We start from the raw sequence: 16,610 nt of genomic DNA on the forward strand, positions 1-16,610 counted from the left end.
CCTGCACCGCACGCCCCACACGGCGTCTTCTTGACGCTGCGGGCGACTGCGCGCCACTGCCCAGAGACCTTCTCATGCGTACTCCCCTGCTACTGGCCTTGCTCGCCCTTTCCGGCGCCCCCGCCGTGGCGACCGCCGCGCCGGTGACCTATCAGCTCGACCCCACCCACACCGATGTGCTGTTCACCTGGAACCACAACGGCTTCTCCTTCCCGACCGGCCGCGCAGCGATCAGCAGCGGCACGCTCATCTACGACGCGGCAAAGCCCGCTGCCTCGCAGGTGCAGGTGGAGCTGCCACTGGCCGAGCTGGCCACCCACGTCCCGAAACTGGACGAGATCGTCAAGGGCGACAAGCTGTTCGATGTCGCCACGCACCCGCAAGCCAGCTTCCGCAGTACTTCGGTGGTGCCGCAAGGCACCGGTCGCCTGAAAATCACCGGTGATCTGACCCTGCATGGCGTGACCCGCCCGGTCGTGCTCGACGCCACCCTCAACAAGGTCGGCGAGCATCCCAGCCGCAAGATCCCCACGATCGGCTTCAATGCCACCGCCGTCATCCGCCGCAGCGAGTTCGGCCTCACCGGGTTCCTGCCCAACATCGCCGACGAGGTGCAGCTGCGCATCACCACCGAGGGCCAGGGGGCGAAGGAGTGAATCGCAGCCTCCTCGCCATCGCCACGACATTGCTGCTGACCAGCGCCGGCGCAGGCGCCGCCGATACCCCGAAGGTCGCGCTCGATCCCCGGCTTGAAGCGCGTGCCGACGGCACCCGCGAGCTGGTCATCGACGCGCGCATCGAGCCGGGCTGGATCCTGTATGCCTCGGATTTCGAGCAGCCGCAGATCGGCCCGCGGGCGGCGCGGATCAGCCTGGCGAACGGGGCACAGACCGAAGGCCCGTTGCGCTCGGTGGACGCACGCGAGGGCCATGGCCGCAGCTTTGCCGGTGACTATCGCTACACCTACTTCAGCGAGCGTGGGCAGCTGCGTCTGCCCATCGCCGCAGGCAACACCCCGGTGAACGGCATCCTGCGCGCGCAGGTGTGCTTTGAAGAAAGCGGCCTGTGCGAACTGGTTCAGCAGGAGATCGCTGCGCGTTGAGCGCGGCATTGTCATGCGCCGTCCTGCCCGCTCCCTCGCCCTGCTGACCACCCTGATCGGTGTCGCCGTGCTGGTGCCGGTGTTCTCCGCCGATGCGCCAACCTATGACGGCGACCTGAGTGACAACCCACGCGCCCAGCTCGGCCGGCAGCTGTTTTTCGATCCCATCCTGTCGCGTGATCGCACCGTCTCGTGTGCGAGCTGCCATCAGCCTGCGCGCGCCTTCGCCGATGACCGCGCCGTCAGCCTGGGCGTGGAAGGCCGCGCAGGCACCCGCAATACCCCCAGCGTCATGAACAGCGCCGGCCGGACCCGGTTCTTTTGGGATGGCCGCAGCGAAACCCTGGAAGAACAGGCATTGGGCCCGATCGCCAACCCGCTGGAAATGGACCTGCCGGTGGATGACGCCGTCGCCCGTCTGCTTGCAGATGCGACCTGGGTGGCGCGCTTTCAGGACACCTACAACGCGCCGCCGAGCCCGCGCACCCTGGGCCGTGCCCTGGCGGCCTACCAGAAGACCCTCAATACCGTGGACAGTCCTTACGACCGCTACGCCCTGGGCCAGGAAGACGCGATCAGCGACGCCGCCAAGCGTGGCCGCCTGCTGTTCATCACCAAGGCGCAGTGCGTGAGCTGCCATGCCGGCGAGGACTTCACCTCGGACCGCTTCAAGAACATCGGCATCTACAACGGCCGCCAGTTCAACGACGAGGGTCGCGGCGGCATCACCGGCGATTCGGCGCAGAAAGGCGAATTCAAGGTGCCCGGGCTTCGCAACGTCGCGCTGACCGCCCCCTACATGCACAACGGGATGTTCAGCACCCTGCGCGAGGTGATCGTCTACTACGACGATCCCGGCAAGGTGATCCCCGATTCGATCGGCCGCGATGCGCAGCTGCGCGACCCGCTGCACCTGACCGAAGCGGAGATCGATGACATCGAGCAGTTCCTGCACACCCTCACCGACGACCGCTTCGCGGCCCGCACGACCTCCTCGACGGCCTCCCCGCCATGACCCTGCCCCACGTCCGTTTCGCCATCGTGCTGACCATCGCGCTGTCCGTCGCCCTGCCGAACGCCTCCCGCGCCGCACCGCTGACCACCGCCCCGCCCGCCGGCCAGGCGGCGCCTGCCCTGCAGTGGACGGATCTGGACGGCCGCCCTGCGACGCTGGCGCAATGGCGCGGCCGCCCGGTGCTGCTCAACTACTGGGCCAGCTGGTGCGGGCCGTGCCTGAAGGAACTGCCCGATCTGCAGCGCTTCTCGCAGGCGCAGACGCCCCTGCCTGACGGCGTGCACGTGGTCGGCATCGCCCTGGACGACATCGATGCCGCCACGGCCTTGCGCGACCAGCTTCAACTCACCTACCCGCAGCTGGTGGAGGGCGACGGCCCGCCCGGCACCGCGGCCGCCTTCGGGAACCGCATCGGCACACTGCCGTTCTCGGTCCTGATCGATGCGCGCGGCAAGGTGCTTCAGGTTCACAACGGCGCGTTGCATCCGGCCGATCTCGCCCGCTGGGCCGCTGCCGCAGGCGGGGCGCCGTGATCGGCACCGTGCGCCTTGCCGCTACGGGGCAACGCTGTTGTCCACGCCAGTCGCGCCAACACACCTGCTGACCCGGCCGTTTCAACGCCGACTGCCGGTGTGCATGTCTGCACCTGTGTCCATCTGTCCGCCGCAATCGCTGCCGCAGCGGCCCACCATTCCCCGGGGGATCCTCCATGCTGTCCACGCACCATCGCCTGCCGTTGGTTGTCGCCGTCCTGTCGGCACTGTCGCTGCCCCTCACCGCCCACGGCGCACCCGAGGTGGACGCTGCCACCAGCGTCAACACCGCCACCCTGGATACCGTCACCGTGACCGGCACCCGTGCGCAGGGTCGCACCGTGCGTGAAAGTGCCGCGCCGATCGATGTGCTGTCGGCCGAGGATATCCGCGCCGCCAACGCGACCAGCCTGCTGGATGTGCTCAACACCACGGTGCCGAGTTTCAACCTGCCCCTGGAAACCGGCGATCTGAACAGCATGGTCCGCGCCGGGCAGCTGCGCGGGTTGAATTCCAGCCACGTGCTGGTGCTGGTGGATGGCAAGCGCCGCCACGCTACTGCACTGCTGGGCGCGGGCGGCTTTGGTGGCGCTGCCCCGGCCGATCTGGCCTTGATCCCCACCGGCGCAATCGAACGCATCGAGGTGCTGCGTGATGGCGCTTCGGCCATCTACGGGTCGGATGCGATCGCCGGCGTGATCAACATCGTCACCAACAAGGCCCCGCGTGGCGGCGACGTCTCTTACCGCGATGGCACCTACTTCGCCGGCGATGGCCGTTCGCGCGTGGTCCAGGCCGATGCGGGGTTCGGCATCGGCGATGGCGGCTACCTGCATCTGGCCGCCCAGCTGGACGACCAGCACGCCACCGACTACACCAGCCCCGCGCGCGACACGTTCCTGTACTACTTCCCCCGCAACGCGGCCGGTACGGCGATCCGGCCCGGTGGCAACCAGGCCAGCAACCCGACGCTGCCCGCCGGCGCCACGCCGGATCCGCGCGAAGCCACCCGCGACAACAACGCCTGGCGCAACCGCGGCATCCGCGCGTTCCGCACCAAGACCGCCACCGCCAATGCCAGCATCCCACTTGCGGCGACAGTCGACGCCTACGGGCTGTTGACCCTCGCCCAGCGCGATGCATGGGCGCCGCAGAACTTTCGCCAACCACTGCGCAACGAAGTCGTGCGTGCCATCGATCCGGATGGCTTCGCCCCTACCGAGCACATCGATGAGAACGATGGCGCGCTGACGCTCGGCCTGCGCGGGCAACTCGGCCAGTGGGATTGGGACCTCAGCAGCGGCTACGGGCGCGATGCGATGGACATCAACCTCCACAACAGCATCAACCCGACCTACGGGCTGGACAGCCAGACCGATTTCTACATCGGCGACCTGCGCTACAGCGCGTGGACCCACAACCTGGACCTGCGCCGTCAGTTGCAGACGGCATGGTTGTCCGCCCCGCTGGAATTCAGCGCGGGCGCGGAGTACCGCGACGAGCGCTACCGGATCGGCGCCGGCGATGTGCAGTCCTACACCCATGGCGGGCAGCGGGTGCTGGATGGACCGTATGTCGGCACGGTGCTGGGCATCGGACTGGGGGGATCGCAGGCACTGCCGGGCTACCGACCGGAGGATGGGGTGGACGTCAGCCGCAACAGCGGCGCAGTCTACGTCGGGGTCGCCGCCGATCTGGGCGCGCGCTGGCGCATCGATCTGGCTGGCCGCCATGAGCGCTATTCGGATTTCGGCAGCGAAACCACCGGTCGCCTCTCCACCCGTTTCGCGCTGCACCCCAGGCTCGCCCTGCGCGGCACGATCAGCAACGGGTTCCAGGCGCCGTCGCTGGCGGCGCAGGCCTATCGCAACACCTCCAATGGCAATTTCTACACCGACCATATCCTGCAGGCCGGCTCGCCCCAGGCCATCGCCCTGGGCGCGCAACCGCTCCGTCCGGAAACCTCCCGCAGCCTCAGCCTGGGCATCGTGGCCGAGCCATGGCAGGGTGCTTCGTTGACCGTTGACGCCTACCGCATCGATGTGGACGACCGCATCGCGCTGTCCACCACCTTCCGCGAGGGGCTGTACCCGGGCTCGGGTGCGCTGGTCACCTCGGTGGGCCTGGGCGCCCAGGATGGCGTGCGCTACTTCATCAACGCTGCCGACACCCGCACCGAGGGCGTGGAGGCCACTCTGGAAGGCCGGTGGGATCTTGGCCGCGGCGGGAGCCTGCGCTGGACGCTGGCCAGCAGCCACACGCGCGCGACGATCACCGGCCTGGCGCCGACGCCGGCGGTGCTGGCGGCCTTCAACGTGCCGGTGTTCAGCACCGGCTCGCAGAACGACCTGCTCTACAAGGCGCCGAAGTCACGGCAGGTGCTGGGCCTGGACTGGAACCTGGGGCGCTACCGTGTCGGCCTCCGCCAGAGCCGCTATGGCGACATCCAACGCTACGGTTCCCCCGCCACGGTGACCACCAGCGGTCCCTATGCCGGGCAGGCCGAGATCGCCTATGACATCGGTGGGCTCTGGATCACGGACCTGGAACTCGGCGCCACCCTGGCAGGGGGGTGGGAGATTGCCCTGAACGCCAACAATGTCTTTGACCGCAAGGTCACGAAACTGCCCGAGCCGCTGCTCGCGGCGAACGAATACTACCGCTACGCCAATGGTGGCCCGATCGATGGCTCGGGCGGGCTGTGGTCGGCAACGGTGCGCTATCGCTGGGAGTGACCTGCGCGCAGCGCAAGGAACTCCGTCGCATCCTCACAAATCAGCACCCGTTCCTATGCAAAAATAAAGGAACTGTGGCAACACCGGGTCGCAGTGGACGGTGTGCTCCTGCCTTTCAGGCGATGCCGTGCCATTCGGGCGGTTTCAGCACTGAAAACAGCAGGAGTCAATGAATGTCCTCGAGGAATTCCGGCGCAAGCGCCTTGGATCTGTCCAGCTGCGCGCGTGAGCCGATTCGTACCCCGGGGGCGATCCAGCCATACGGACTGGTCCTGGTCCTTGATCAGGCCACATTGACGGTCAATGCCCGTGCGGTCGCCCGGCCCGAGCTGCTGGAGCAGCTGGGCGACCCGCTGGGCCAGCCGCTGGATGCGGTGCTGGGCGGAGTCCTCTCCCGGTGCAGGCCGGTGATCGATACCCTCCAGGACGGTGCATCGCAGTTCCTCGGCGCGCACCCGGTGGGGCGCGCGGGCAACCACCACACGGTGGCGCACCGGATCGGCAGGGACATCATCGTGGAGCTCGAGGCACCGGTCGCCGGCGAACCGGGCTCGCTGGAAGACCTCTATCCCTCGATCCGCCGCTTCATGGCCGCCATCGAGCAGGCGCCGACGACCCAGGCGTTGTGCGAACTCGCTGCCGCGCATATCCGCGAGCTGACCGGCTTCGACCGCACGATGATCTACCAGTTCGATCCGGACTGGAACGGCGCCGTGGTGGCCGAAGACCGCAACACGGTGCTGCCCTCCTACCTCGACCTGCGCTTCCCCGAATCGGACATCCCCGCCCAGGCGCGCGAGCTGTACCGGCAGAACCGGGTCCGGCTGATCGCCGACAGCCATTACACCCCCGTGCCGCTGGTGCGTGTGCCCGCCATCGCCGATGCACCGCCCACCGACCTCGGTCCGGCCATGCTGCGCAGTGTCTCCCCGGTGCACCTGCAGTACATGCGCAACATGGGCACCGGTGCGTCGATGTCGGTCTCGGTCGTGTCCGAAGGCGAACTGTGGGGCCTGATCTCCTGCCACAACCAGGTCGCGCGCCGCGTGCCGTACCACGTCCGCACGGCCTGCGAGTTCATTGGCCAGATTCTGTCGCTGCAGATTTCAGTGAAACAGCGCGCGGTCCTGGTCGAAGAGCGCATCGCGCGCCGTGCCATCCAGGTGCGGCTGATGGGCCGCATGGCCGGTGACACCGACTTCATGGCCGCACTGGGCCGCGACCAGCGCAGCCTGCTTGCACTGACCCAGTCGACGGGTGCGGCGATCGTCCACCGCGGCGAGTGCATACTGCACGGTGAGTGCCCCAGCCAGCAGCAGGTCATGCAACTGGTGCAGTGGTTGACCGCACAGCAGATGGACGGCGACATTTTCTGCACCGACACCCTGCCACTGGACTGGAAGGAGGCCGAGGCCTTCGCCGGTGTGGCCAGCGGCGTGCTGGCCATCTCCATCTCGCAGATCCATGACAGCTTCGTGATCTGGTTCCGGCCCGAAGTGGTCCGGACCGTCCGCTGGGGCGGTGATCCGCGCAAGGAAGAGAGCGATCAGCCGTTGTCGCCCCGGACCTCCTTCGAGGGCTGGAAGCAGACCGTGCGCAGACAGTCCCTGCCGTGGAACGACGTGGATCGCGACGCATCGCTCGAGCTGCGCACGGCCATCGTGGACATCGTGCTGCGCAAGGCCGAGGAAATGGCCGCGCTCAATGAGCAGCTGCTCCGCAGCAACAAGGAGCTTGAAGCCTTCTCCTATTCGGTCAGCCACGACCTGCGGGCGCCGTTCCGCCACATCGTCGGTTACTCCGAGCTGCTGTGGTCCTCGGCCGGCGAGCGATTGAACGATTCAGAAAAGAGATTCCTCGACACCATCGTGGAGTCGGCAAAATCGGCAGGAACGCTGGTGGATGACCTGCTCAGCTTCTCGCAGATGGGCCGCTCCACGATGGGCCAGATTGCGATGGACATGTCGGCCCTGGTCGATGATGTGCGCCACAAGCTGGACATGGAGTACACCGGGCGTGCCATCGATTGGCAGATCGGTGCGCTGCCCAAGGTACAGGCCGACCCCGGCATGCTGCGGCTGGTGTGGCAGAACCTGCTGTCCAATGCGATCAAGTTCACCCGCGACACCTCCGACCCGCGCATCGAGATCGGGCACGACCGCAACGACACGGAAGACATCTTTTTCGTGAAAGACAATGGCTGCGGCTTCGACATGCGCTATGTGGACAAGCTGTTCGGCGTGTTCCAGCGGCTGCATCACGTCGATGAGTACGAAGGCACCGGCATCGGCCTGGCCAACGTGCACCGCATCATCACCCGCCATGGCGGCCGGACCTGGGCCGACGGCCAGGTCGGCGCCGGCGCCACGTTCTTTTTCACCATCCCCTTTGTTACTGGAGACCACCTATGAGAGATCTGCGACCGATCCTGCTCGTAGAAGACAACCCGAAAGACGCTGAGCTGACGATGGCGGCGCTTGCGCGCTGCCAGCTGCTCAACGACGTGACCCATGTGCGCGACGGCGTGGAAGCGCTGGAGTATCTCCGCTGCCAGGGTCCCTACGAAGGCGCGATGCATGGCGGCCCCGTGGTGGTTCTTCTGGATCTGAAACTGCCCAAGCTCAATGGCCTGGAAGTGCTCAAGGAAATCCGCAGCGACCGCGCCCTGAGCAGCACCCCGGTGGTGATGCTGACCTCATCGCGTGAGGAGCAGGATCTAGTCCGAAGCTACGAGCTGGGCGTTAACGCCTTCGTGGTCAAGCCGGTGGACTTCAAGGAGTTCCTCGAGGCCATCCAGGGGCTGGGCATGTTCTGGGGCATCACCAACCAGCCGCCACCACACGGCACATTGTTCGGCGGGAAGAGTAGACACGATGGCTGAAGCTGCCACAGGAAAGGCCATCAGGATTCTGATGGTCGAAGACAGCGCGCTGGATGCCGAGCTGATCACGGCGCAGCTGCGACGTGCTGGCCTGCCCTTCACGTTCGAGCGCACCTGGTCCCATGACGGCCTGGTCCAGGCACTGGGCGCCGGGGGCTTCGATGTGATCCTGGCCGACCACGTCCTGCCCGGGTTCGACGGCGATGCTGCCCTCGCCCTGGCCAGCGAGCTGGCCCCTGAGATTCCGTTCATTTTCGTGTCCGGCACGCTCAGCGAAGAGCTTGCCGTCGAAGCACTCAAGCGCGGTGCCCGCGACTATGTGGTCAAGTCGCGCCTGCAGCGTCTGCCCGATGCGGTCGTGCGGGCCATCCACGAGGCTGACGAACGTCGGCGCCTGCTGAGCGTCGAGGCCGAACTGCACGACAGCCATCAGCGGCTGAAGCTCATCACCGACTCGCTGCCGGCCCTGATCGCCTACTTCGGTCACGACCACCGCTTCCGCTTTGCCAACAATGCCTATGTCGAATGGCACGGCCTGACGCCGGACAGCCTGGTCGGCAAGCACACCCGCGAAGTCATCGGCGAGGAGGGCTTCGCCGAGGTGCAGCGTCACCTGGAGCGCGTGCTGGGCGGGGAGAAAGTCAGCTTCGAAATGCTGTCCCGTCGCAGCATCGGCGAGCCACGCCACGCCCAGATCGACTGCGTCCCCGAGCTGGCGCCGGATGGGTCGGTCCTGGGGTATTACGCCATGGCGCGCGATATCAGCGAGCTCAAACTGGCGCAGTCGCTGCTGACCGCCAGCAATGCATCGCTCGAGCGCCAGGTGGGTGAGCGCACTGCCGAGCTGCATCGCAGCGAGAGCCGGCTCAAGGCGCTGTTCGAATCCAGCTTCCAGCACCAGAATCTGCTGAGCCTGGACGGACGCATCATCGACACCAATTCCGCGTCGTTGGCAGCCATCCTGGCAGACAAGGACGACGTACGTGATGCCATCTACTGCGAATCCGCCTGGTTTGCCGATACACCCGGCGTGCCGCAGGTGGTCTGTGCGGCGGTCGATCAGGCCGCAGCCGGTACGGCCTCCCGGCATGAACTGGAGCTGCGCCTGCCGACCGGCAAACGTGCCTTCGAGTTTTCCTTCCGGCCATTGCTCGATCACAACGGACAGATCACCGCCGTGGTGTCTGAAGCGGTGGAAACCACGGCCCGGCGCCAGGCCGAAGAGGCGCTGCGACAGAGCCAGAAGATCGAGGCGGTGGGCCAGCTGACCGGTGGCATCGCACATGACTTCAACAACATCCTGACCGTCATCGCCGGCAACGTCGAATACGCCAAGATGCTGACCGACCGCCTGGGCGATTCAGCCGGCAACTCCTCGCGCGCCCTGGACAATGCGATGAAGGGCGTCATGCGCGCGGCGAATGTCACCCAGCGGCTGCTGGCGTTCTCACGTCGCCAACCGCTGAAGAGCATGCCAGTGGACCTCAACGTGCAGCTGCGCGGCATGCAGGACATGCTGCAGCGCTCGTTGGGCGAGCTGGTGCAGATCGAGATGGTGTACAGCCCGGATATCTGGTGCGTGGAGATCGACCCGAGCCAGCTGGAGGCCTCCATTCTCAACCTGGCGGTCAACGCACGCGATGCGATGCCCGAAGGCGGCCGCCTCACCATCGAAGTGGACAACATCCATCTGGATGAGGATTACACCGCGCAGCACCCGGACGTACCGTCCGGACAATACGCGATGGTCCGGGTCCGTGACTCCGGGCAAGGCATGTCGGCCGACGTGATGACACGGGTGTTCGAGCCGTTCTTCACCACCAAGGAAGTCGGCCGCGGCACCGGGCTGGGGCTGTCGATGGTCTATGGGTTCGCCAAGCAGTCCGGTGGGCATGTCCTGCTGGATTCGACCGAGGGCGTCGGCACCACGATCACGCTGCTGTTCCCGCGCTCGGCCACCGCGCTGCCCAGCGTCCGGCTCGCCGATGACCAGGCATTGAACGCCTACGAGGCGCAGGACGAAACCACCGTTCTGGTAGCCGAGGACAACGACGACGTCCGCGCCTATACCGTGGAAACCCTGCGTCAGCTGGGCTACCGCGTACTGGAGGCGCACGATGGGCCTTCGGCGCTGCGCCTGCTCGAACGCAACGAGGCCAACGTGGATCTGCTGTTCTCCGATATCGTCATGCCCGGCATGTCCGGCTGGGCGCTTGCCAAGCAGGCGCTCGTCCAGCAGCCGGACCTGCGCGTCCTGTTCACCTCCGGCTATCCGCGCGATATCGAGGCCAGTGGCGCCGTCGGACGCAACATCGCCATCCTGCCCAAGCCGTTCACGCGCACGGACCTGGCACGCTCGATTCTTGGCGCCCTCCGCGAGGACAGCCCCGCCCACGCCGGCAGCGCATTGAATTGAACGGTGCGTAGAGAGCTGCCTGCGGCGGCAGCTCTCTACCCTTCATGACGCGGGCCTCCCGTGCGTTGCACGGCGGGCTAACATGCGCGGGCGCTAAGGTGGAGCGCTACGCAGTTACCTGCATGCCATGAGGGCGAGCCACCGCAATGACCGTTGTGACAGACCACCCGCGATGCCGCGTGCTTCTGGTCGAAGACGATGCGCCCATCCGGGAGATGACCAAGGACATCCTCAGCGAGGACGGTTTCGATGTCCTGGATGTTGCTGACGCCGAGACAGCGTTGGGCTGCCTGAAACGCGAAGGACCGTTCGACCTGCTGGTCTCCGATGTCGGGCTCCCCGGTATGGATGGCCGCGATCTGGCCACGCTCGCCACCACGCTCCACCCGGCCATGCCGATCCTGCTGGTCACCGGCTACGCCGGACAGGCAGGTGCCCGCCCCGACTTTCTGGCCTGCGGCATCAAACTGCTGCGCAAGCCGTTCACGCTCCGTCAGTTGCTCAGCACCGTCCGGGCGCTGGTGTAGACGCCCGGAGCGCGTTCAGCGAGTGCCGCTGGCAGACAGCAGCGCGCGTGCCCTGCGCTCCAGCTCGGTGGTGGTGAAGGGCTTGGTGAGCACTTCCATGCCCTCGTCCAGCTGACCTGCACCTACGGCAGCGGAGGCGGCATAGCCGGTGATGAACAACACCGGCAAGCCCGGACGGACCTGACGTCCTGCGTCGGCGACCTGGCGACCGTTGAGTCCACCGGTCAGCCCGACATCGGTGATCAGCAGATCGATGGTCTCCTCCGACCGCAGGGTATCGATCGCCTGCCCCCCCTCCGGTGCCTGCAGCACCCGATAACCGGCCCCGCCCAGCACCTCGGTAAGCAGCGCACGGATCGCCTCCTCGTCTTCGACCACCAGAATCGTGCCGACGCTCGGTGCCGATGCCGCCGGCACGTCCCGCACGGTGTCTTCCGCCGCCTCGCCGGCCGCTTCGCCGATGAATCGTGGCAGATAGAGCTCCACCGTCGTGCCGTGGCCGAGCTGGGAATCGATCCGCACCTGCCCGCCGGATTGCCGGGTGAACCCATAGATCATCGACAACCCCAGCCCCGTACCCTGGCCGATCGGCTTGGTCGTGAAGAACGGCTCGAACACCTTTTCGATGACCGCCGCGTCCATCCCGGTGCCGGCGTCTTTGACCGCAAGGCGGATGTAGTCGCCAGGCGGCGTATCCAGAAGCGCAGCCGCCTGCCCCTGCAAGGTGACGTTCGCGGCGCTGATGATCAGCGGGCCACCGTCGGGCATTGCATCGCGTGCATTGATGCACAGATTCAGCAGCGCATTCTCCATCTGCGGCACATCGACCAGCACGGCCCAGGGATCGGAGTCCAAGTGCGTGGAGATCGCGATCGACGGCCCCAGCGTGCGCGAGATGATGTCGAGCATCCCGCGCACCATCGCATCGGCCACCACCGGCGTCGGCGCCAGCGTCTGCCGGCGCGAGAAGGCCAGCAGCCGCTGGGTGAGCGCGGTGGCGCGGGCAGCGCTGGACTGTGCCATCTCCAGATAGCGGCCGACATCGTCATAGCGCTGCTGATCGATGCGCAACTCCAGCAGTTCCAGGCCCACCGAGATGGCGGTCAGCAGATTGTTGAAGTCATGCGCCAGACCGCCGGTCAACTGGCCGACCGCTTCCATCTTCTGGCTCTGCCGCAGGCGCTCCTCGGCCACCTGCAGCTCAGCGCTGCGGGCCTGCACGCGCTCTTCCAGAGTCTGGGTCAGCTCACGCAGCTGGTCTTCGGCCTGGCGCCGCTCGGTCACATCCGCCGCCGTGCCGAACCACTCGGTGATGACCCCCGTGCTGTCCAGCAGCGGGACCGCCCGCATCTGCACCCAGCGCACGCTGCCATCGGCCAGCAGGGTCCGGTGTTCCAGCGCCAGCGGCTGACGATGCTCCATCGCGCGCGCGATGGCCTGCTCCAGCAGCAGCAGATCGTCGGGATGCACGTACTTTTCGCGCCAATCGGTGATCGTCGGGAAGCCTTCGCTGGAGGGTTCCGCGCCCGTGGGCAGGATCTGCCGCATCTCGCGCCAGTCCGCGCTCACCGCATACAACGACTGCGAGGATGCACTCACCAGCGCGCCAAGGCGACGCTCGCTATGCACCAGCGCCGCGCTCGCCCGCTGCTCTTCGGTGCGATCGCCCAGGACCTTGACGAAGCCCAGCACCGCCCCGTCTTCGCCGCGAAGCACGGTCATCGCGCCATTGGCCCAGAAGCGCTCGCCGGACCTGCGCATCAACCAGCGTTCACCACTGACCCCGCCGGATGCGATCGAGACCGCGCGGTTGTGTCGCAGCCGTTCGGCCTGGATGTCCTCGGCGGTGTAGATCACCTCGACGCTCTGGCCCAGCATCTCCGCTTCCGTCCAGCCGAAAATGTGCTCGGCACCGGCGTTCCACAACGTCACCCTGCCCTCCAGATCGGAGGCCACGATCGCGTAGTCCTTCGCACTGTCGATGATCTGGCGGTTGCGGGCCTCGACCCGACGCATCGAGCGCTGCAGCTCGATGTGGGAGGTGACATCCAGGCCCTGCACGAACACGCCCGCCGTGGTGCCATCCTCCCCGGCCACGGGCTGGAACACGATATCCAGCATCCGCCTTGCCGATGAAGGGTCGGACGGGTATGGGGCGTCGTACACCACCTCGTTGCCGATGTAGGGCTTGCCGGTGCGATACACCTCGTCCAGCAGCGGCAGGAAGCCCTGCTCGACGATCTCCGGCAGCGCGTCACGGATCGACTTGCCAAGCACGTGCCGATTGCCGACCAGCCGCTCGTAACCGGGATTGGCCAGCTCCACCCGATGCTCAGGGCCGCTCAGGAATGCCATGAACATCGGCGATTTGTCGAACAGCGCGATGAGCCGCTCGTTCTCACGGGCCAGGCGTTGCTGGGCCACAACGATATTGGTCACCTCGTTGGTGACACAGAACGCCCCGCCAACGCTGCCGTCATCGAGATAGATGGGCGAGAATGAGAAGGTCCACCAGGTGTCTTCCGGTTCACCACGGCGGCTCATGGCAATGGGCAGGTTTTCGTAGCGCGACGCATTGCCGGCAAATGCCGCCTCGATCGGAGTCCGCACCGCATCCCACGCATCGGCCCAGAGCTGCTTCAGCGGGGCACCCAGCGCACCCTCCAGGCGGGGGCCCAGAATCGGGCTGTAGGCATCGTTGAAGAAAAACGTCAGATCCTCGCCCCAGACCACATACATGCTCTCGGGCGAGGCCAGGATCAGGTTGATGGCGTTGCGCAGCGCCCCGGGCCAGGTCTCGATCGCGCCCACCGGCGTGGCCTGCCAATCCAACACCCGGACCTGCTCGGCCACCCCCCCGGTACTGCCCGGGAAGCGCCCCGGCGGTCCGCTCACGCGCACCACCACAGCACCACCGGAGCGCGCACACCGCGCGCGGGCGCGGGAGAGAATGGACAGACGAACGTCATCGGGGCACCAGACCTTGAACTGAAGGCATTGCAGAGCGCGGGGGGAAGGCAGCGGCCAACGGCTGGCTCACCAGAACGGGAAAGCAATTTACGCCACCGCCTGCAATTCTGCGTCAAGGTGAGGGCCGGTGGAATCCTGGCGTGTTTCCGGGCCGCCGATGGCCTGCACGCCGCCCGGACAACAGGTTGCGGATGATGCGCTTCTCCCTCCCCTGCGCCTCCGTCATGGCCAAGCCTACCGGCTCCCGTCTCGTCATCTACGCCGCGCTCGCCGGCAACCTGGCCATCGCCATCGCCAAATTCATCGCCGCCGGCATCTCGGGCAGCTCGGCGATGCTCAGCGAGGGCGTTCACTCGCTGGTGGACACCATCAACGAACTGCTGCTGTTGTACGGCCTGCGCCGGGCCGAGCAGAAGCCCGATACCACCCACCCGTTCGGCTATGGGCGTGAGCTGTACTTCTGGAGCTTCATCGTCGCGCTGCTGGTGTTCGCCGCCGGTGCCGGGGTCTCGGCCTACGAAGGCATCCAGCACATCCGTAACCCGGAGCCGGCCACCAACCACCTGATCAGCTACATCGTGCTCGGCGTCTCGCTCGTGTTCGAGGGCGCCTCCTGGTGGATCGCACTGCGGGAATTCCGCGCCACCAAGGGCGCGATGGGCTACTTCGAGGCCTTCCGCCGCAGCAAGGACCCGTCCACCTTCACGGTGTTGCTGGAAGACAGCGCCGCCCTGCTCGGGCTGGGCTTTGCCCTGATCGGCCTGCTGGCCGCACAGTTGCTCGAGATGCCGATCCTGGATGGTGTGGCCTCGCTGTGCATTGCCGGCGTGCTGGCCGTCACCGCCTTCCTGCTGGCCCGCGAAACCAAGGGCCTGTTGGTGGGTGAGCCTGCGCATCCCAGCGTGGCCAAGCGCATCCTCGCCGTGGCCACCCACGATGCGGACCTGCGCCGGGCCAACGGGGTGACCACGATGCAGATGGGGCCGGACCAGGTCGTCGCGATGCTGAGCGCGGAGTTCGAGGACGACCGCACGACGCCGCAGATCGAGGCGTGTATCACGCGTATCGAAAAGGCAGTGAAAGCGGAGTATCCGGAACTGGTGGCACTGTTCGTCAAGCCGCAGACGCCGGAGGTGTTCCAGGCACGCAAGGCGGCGCTGGGCGATCCTCAGTCCGCACCCTGATCGGAAAGGGCCAGCACGACGCCATCACACCCGCCGGTGGATGCTCACTCCACCCCACTCCCTCAGGACCAACGATGCCCCACGCACGTCCCTTCGTTGTCCATGCCTTCGAGGCCGCCTACTCCTACACAGGCGCGGTCGAACGCATCATCGCGCTGACCGTCGAATGTGGCCCCTGCGGCACCACCTCCTCGGCAGATGCCAGTCTGATCCACCTGCCCGGCGGCGCACTGTTCCGCTGCCACCAGTGTGGCTCGCACCAGGCCATCAGCCACGCACGGCTGGATGCCCGCAACGACATGGCGCCGCAGACCTCCAGCGTCGCGCTGCTCTGAGCGAAGCGGCCCCGAAAGCCGGGGCCATGAGACAACGCCATGCGTCGTTTTGCACAAGCCATTGCTGACACGGAGTCGCTTCCTGACGGACTTCCCGAGTCGCTGGCACGCGCCCTGGTCACCGCGCCGGACCACTACAACATCGCCAAAGGCGGCGTCGCCGCGCTGATCGCCCGTGACCACGATGGGACGATCGTCGTGGCGGACATGATGTGGGGACTGGTGCCGCGCTGGTCGAAGGAACCCGCCACCCCGTACACAACCGTCACCGCGCGCCTTGATCGCGCGCCGCGAAGCAGGATCTACGCGCAGGCGTGGGCGCAGCGCCCCTGCGTGCTGCCCATGACCGGCTATTACAAATGGGACCGTGAGCGCCGGCCCCCCTGGCCGCTGTTCGTGCAGCGCAAGGACGGGCGTGCCCTGCTCGCCGCAGGGCTGTGGGAACACTGGGAAAACGAAGATGGCCAGCAACTGGACAGCTTTACGGTGTTGACCGGACCGAACAGCGCGATCCCCTCCCCACTCACACCGGACGGACCGATATTCATCGCGCCAGCCACCGCACTGGATTGGCTGAGTGGCGCCTTCAAGACGCCTGCGGCGTTGCGTGCCCGCACATCCACACCGGCGCTGGAGGCCTATCCGGTCAGCCGCGCGTTCCGTGATCCTTCGCGTGACGATTACACCCTGTTGGAGCCGGTCGATCCGGATGCCGCCGCATCCATCGCTGAACCCCAGCAATGGGATGGCGATGGGTGGGATGAGCGCGATGCGGATGAATGACGTGCAGCGCACGTGAGCATCAACCTTGCCCGTGCTTGAACAGATTCCGCGCCCGCGGCGGATTTCACCTTCGCGCCACTGCGCTCGCGTCAGGGTGGACATGCCCGGCAACACGGGCCCTCTCTCTCA

General features: G+C 66.6%; 13 protein-coding genes. 12 read left to right on the top strand and 1 reads right to left on the bottom strand.

The genetic code is table 11. The features are described 5' to 3' along the window. Positions 1-74: 74 nt before the first annotated feature. From EDF74_RS08180 to EDF74_RS08220, 9 genes are all read left to right on the top strand, one after another. Complete coding sequence (locus EDF74_RS08180) at positions 75-656, top strand: YceI family protein (protein ID WP_123729581.1); 582 nt, start codon at positions 75-77, stop codon at positions 654-656. After that, positions 653-1,102: a protein-disulfide reductase DsbD domain-containing protein gene (locus EDF74_RS08185; RefSeq protein WP_123729582.1), complete on the top strand. Its 450-nt coding sequence runs from the start codon at positions 653-655 to the stop codon at positions 1,100-1,102. The genes EDF74_RS08180 and EDF74_RS08185 overlap by 4 nt, the downstream gene beginning before the upstream one ends. A 13-nt stretch (positions 1,103-1,115) precedes the next feature. Next, on the top strand, positions 1,116-2,117 hold the full coding sequence (locus tag EDF74_RS08190; protein WP_123729583.1) for a cytochrome-c peroxidase: 1,002 nt from the start codon (positions 1,116-1,118) through the stop codon (positions 2,115-2,117). After that, on the top strand, positions 2,114-2,650 hold the full coding sequence (locus EDF74_RS08195) for a TlpA disulfide reductase family protein (protein ID WP_123729584.1): 537 nt from the start codon (positions 2,114-2,116) through the stop codon (positions 2,648-2,650). Before EDF74_RS08190 ends, EDF74_RS08195 begins: the two co-directional genes overlap by 4 nt. Positions 2,651-2,826: 176 nt before the next feature. Then, positions 2,827-5,385: a TonB-dependent receptor plug domain-containing protein gene (locus EDF74_RS08200; protein ID WP_123729585.1), complete on the top strand. Its 2,559-nt coding sequence runs from the start codon at positions 2,827-2,829 to the stop codon at positions 5,383-5,385. A gap of 173 nt (positions 5,386-5,558) precedes the next feature. Further along, positions 5,559-7,796 (top strand): ATP-binding protein, encoded by a 2,238-nt coding sequence (locus tag EDF74_RS08205; RefSeq protein ID WP_123729586.1) that lies wholly within the window; start codon positions 5,559-5,561, stop codon positions 7,794-7,796. Next, entirely contained in the window at positions 7,793-8,266 is a 474-nt protein-coding gene (locus EDF74_RS08210) for a response regulator (RefSeq protein ID WP_123729587.1), read from the top strand. Before EDF74_RS08205 ends, EDF74_RS08210 begins: the two co-directional genes overlap by 4 nt. 31 nt (positions 8,267-8,297) lie before the next feature. Then, a complete protein-coding gene (locus EDF74_RS08215) occupies positions 8,298-10,682 on the top strand; it encodes a PAS domain-containing protein (RefSeq protein WP_428999137.1) in 2,385 nt (794 codons plus the stop codon). 146 nt (positions 10,683-10,828) lie between these two features. Next, a complete protein-coding gene (locus EDF74_RS08220) occupies positions 10,829-11,209 on the top strand; it encodes a response regulator (protein WP_184997138.1) in 381 nt (126 codons plus the stop codon). A gap of 15 nt (positions 11,210-11,224) precedes the next feature. Here EDF74_RS08220 and EDF74_RS08225 read toward each other — a convergent pair whose 3' ends face one another. Next, on the bottom strand, positions 11,225-14,104 hold the full coding sequence (locus EDF74_RS08225) for a hybrid sensor histidine kinase/response regulator (protein WP_123729768.1): 2,880 nt from the start codon (positions 14,102-14,104) through the stop codon (positions 11,225-11,227). Positions 14,105-14,403: 299 nt separating this feature from the next. On the opposite strand from EDF74_RS08225, the gene EDF74_RS08230 reads away from it, so the two are divergent. The 3 genes from EDF74_RS08230 to EDF74_RS08240 all read left to right on the top strand — a co-directional run bounded on the left by EDF74_RS08230 (position 14,404) and on the right by EDF74_RS08240 (position 16,481). Then, positions 14,404-15,363: a cation diffusion facilitator family transporter gene (locus EDF74_RS08230; protein WP_123729590.1), complete on the top strand. Its 960-nt coding sequence runs from the start codon at positions 14,404-14,406 to the stop codon at positions 15,361-15,363. 74 nt (positions 15,364-15,437) lie between these two features. Then, positions 15,438-15,698, top strand: a complete 261-nt coding sequence (locus EDF74_RS08235) for a hypothetical protein (RefSeq protein ID WP_123729591.1) — start codon at positions 15,438-15,440, stop codon at positions 15,696-15,698. Between the two features lie 39 nt (positions 15,699-15,737). Next, positions 15,738-16,481 carry an SOS response-associated peptidase gene (locus EDF74_RS08240; protein WP_123729592.1) on the top strand — a complete coding sequence of 248 codons (744 nt, stop codon included), beginning with the start codon at positions 15,738-15,740 and terminating at the stop codon, positions 16,479-16,481. Positions 16,482-16,610: the final 129 nt, after the last annotated feature.

Origin of the sequence: Stenotrophomonas rhizophila (genome assembly GCF_003751305.1) — a bacterium.
Lineage (GTDB): Bacteria > Pseudomonadota > Gammaproteobacteria > Xanthomonadales > Xanthomonadaceae > Stenotrophomonas > Stenotrophomonas rhizophila_B.

Excerpts from the sequence above, each read along its gene's own strand:
- EDF74_RS08180 (WP_123729581.1), top strand. The coding sequence starts at position 75 with ATGCGTACTCCCCTGCTACTGGCCTTGCTCGCCCTTTCCGGCGCCCCC.
- EDF74_RS08190 (WP_123729583.1), top strand. The coding sequence starts at position 1,116 with ATGCGCCGTCCTGCCCGCTCCCTCGCCCTGCTGACCACCCTGATCGGT.
- EDF74_RS08195 (WP_123729584.1), top strand. The coding sequence starts at position 2,114 with ATGACCCTGCCCCACGTCCGTTTCGCCATCGTGCTGACCATCGCGCTG.
- EDF74_RS08200 (WP_123729585.1), top strand. The coding sequence starts at position 2,827 with ATGCTGTCCACGCACCATCGCCTGCCGTTGGTTGTCGCCGTCCTGTCG.
- EDF74_RS08205 (WP_123729586.1), top strand. The coding sequence starts at position 5,559 with ATGTCCTCGAGGAATTCCGGCGCAAGCGCCTTGGATCTGTCCAGCTGC.
- EDF74_RS08210 (WP_123729587.1), top strand. The coding sequence starts at position 7,793 with ATGAGAGATCTGCGACCGATCCTGCTCGTAGAAGACAACCCGAAAGAC.
- EDF74_RS08215 (WP_428999137.1), top strand. The coding sequence starts at position 8,298 with ATGGTCGAAGACAGCGCGCTGGATGCCGAGCTGATCACGGCGCAGCTG.
- EDF74_RS08220 (WP_184997138.1), top strand. The coding sequence starts at position 10,829 with ATGACCGTTGTGACAGACCACCCGCGATGCCGCGTGCTTCTGGTCGAA.
- EDF74_RS08230 (WP_123729590.1), top strand. The coding sequence starts at position 14,404 with ATGGCCAAGCCTACCGGCTCCCGTCTCGTCATCTACGCCGCGCTCGCC.
- EDF74_RS08235 (WP_123729591.1), top strand. The coding sequence starts at position 15,438 with ATGCCCCACGCACGTCCCTTCGTTGTCCATGCCTTCGAGGCCGCCTAC.
- EDF74_RS08240 (WP_123729592.1), top strand. The coding sequence starts at position 15,738 with ATGCGTCGTTTTGCACAAGCCATTGCTGACACGGAGTCGCTTCCTGAC.